This is a genomic window from Micromonospora sp. NPDC004540, from assembly GCF_040610095.1.
Classification (GTDB): domain Bacteria; phylum Actinomycetota; class Actinomycetes; order Mycobacteriales; family Micromonosporaceae; genus Micromonospora.
Genome location: NZ_JBEXLR010000202.1, coordinates 1 through 2067 on the forward strand (window position 1 = coordinate 1; position 2067 = coordinate 2067).

At 77.4% G+C, this 2067-nt stretch carries 1 protein-coding gene; it reads left to right on the plus strand.

What is annotated here, in order from left to right; translation table 11 throughout:
* Window positions 1-107: 107 nt before the first annotated feature.
* A partial coding sequence (locus ABZV78_RS31680; RefSeq protein WP_355644531.1) for an AAA family ATPase occupies window positions 108-2067 on the plus strand: 1960 nt, incomplete at its 3' end.

The window sequence follows — 2067 nt, forward strand, 5'->3', positions numbered from 1 at the left end:
GGGCGCGCGGGGACGCGGGCCGGCCGGGCCGGGGGGGGGCCGGACCAGCGGGGAACCGGCCGGTCGGCCGGGACGGCGCGGGCATGCGCCATGGCATGCTCGACGGCGTGACCGCACGCGCCGCCAGCACCGTCCTCGTCGGCCGCCAGCCCGAGCTGGCCGGGCTGCGCGAGGCGCTCGGCCGGGCCCGCGCCGGCGACCCGGCCACCGTCCTGGTGGGCGGCGAGGCCGGGGTCGGCAAGACCCGGCTACTGGAGGAGTTCGGCGCGCACGCCACCGCGACCGGCGCGCGGCTGCTGATCGGCCAGTGCCTGGAACTGGGCGAGGCCGGCCTGCCCTTCGCGCCGTTCGCCGCCGCGCTGCGCGACGTGCTGCGCCACGACGGCCCGGCCGCCTTCGCCGGCTACGAGGCGGAGTTCGCCCGGCTGCTGCCCGAGCTGGCCCGGCTGCCGGCCGGGTCCGCCGCGCCCACCGGGCTGCCCGTCTCCGACACCCCGCGCGGCTACCTGTTCGACCTGGTCGCCGACCTGTTCCGGCGGCTCGCCGAGGAGCGGCCGCTGGTGCTGCTGATCGAGGACCTGCACTGGGCCGACCGCTCCACCCGCGACCTCATCGGCTTCCTCGTCCGGGCCGCCCGGGCCACCCGCCTCCTGCTGGTCTGCACCTACCGCACCGACGAGCTGCACCGCGGCCACCCGCTGCGCCCGTTCCTGGCCGAGCTGGACCGGGCCCGGGGCGTGGACCGGGTCGATCTGGGCCGGCTGGACCGGGACGGCACCGCGGCCATCCTCGCCGACCTGCTCGGCGCCGAGCCGGCCGCCCGCGCCGTCGACGACGTGCACGGGCGTACCCAGGGCAACCCGTTCTTCATCGAGGAGCTGGCCGCTTCCGGCGACCCGGTCGGTTGCGCGGTGCTGCCGGAGACGCTGCGCGACCTGCTGCTGGCCCGGGTGGACCGGCTGCCCGAGCCGGCCCAGCGGGTGCTGCGGATCGCCGCCGCCGGCGGCACCCGCTTCGCCCACCAACTCCTCGCCGAGGTGGCCGGCCTGCCCGAGGCCGAGCTGGAGGACGCGCTGCGCGCCGCCGTGGCCGGCCAGCTGGTGGTGGCCGACCCGGACGGCGACTACGAGTTCCGGCACGCGCTGGTCCGCGAGGCCGTCCACGACGACCTGCTCCCCGGCGAGCACGCCCGGCTGCACGCCCGCTACGCCGCCGCGATCGAGGCGCAGCCACACCTGGTGGCCGCCGGTCGCGCCCCGGCCGAGATCGCCCACCACTGGTACGCGGCGCACGACCACCCGCGCGCCCTGATCGCCGCCCGGGTGGCCGCCGGCGCCGCCGCCGACCGTTACGCGTACGCCGAGCAGAGCCGGTTGCTGGAACGGGTCCTCGAACTGTGGGAGCTGGTGCCCGACGCCGCCGACCGGCTCGGCATGGACCACCTGCGGGTGCTGGAGGAGACCGTCGCCGCGGCCAACACCGCCGGCGACCTCAGCCGGGCGCTGACCCTCACCCGGGCCGCCCTGGCCGAGGTCGACTCCGCCGCCGAGCCGCTGCGCGCCGCCCGGCTGCTCGACCAGCGCGGCCGGTTGCTGGCCCTCCTCGGCAAGAGCGACGGCGCGGCCGAGCTGGGTGAGGCGTACCGGCTGGCGGCCGGGGTGCCGGAGGGACCGGAGCGGGTCGGGCTGCTTTCCGACATCGCGGCACATCTGATGAAGGTCGATCCGGCGCAGGCCGCCTCGGTGGCAGCCGAGGCGACGGTCGGCGCGGAGGCGGTCGGCGCCGACCTGGCCCTCCTGCCCACCCGGATCGCCATGCTGTGCCGCACCCGGGACATCCCCGACCTCGGGCTGGCCGAGTTGCGCCGGGCCGAGGCGCTGGCCCGGGCTGCCGACAACGCCCCGGCGCTGGTCAGCGCCCTGGTCTATCTCTCCGACGTGCTCTACGAGCTGGGCCGGTACGCCGAGTCCGATGCCGTTGCAGGTCGGGCTGTTGCCGTACGACGAGGAGCCGCTGCCGACGGCGAGCAGGTAGAAGAAGTGGTTCGCCACGCCGGAGGAGTAGTGC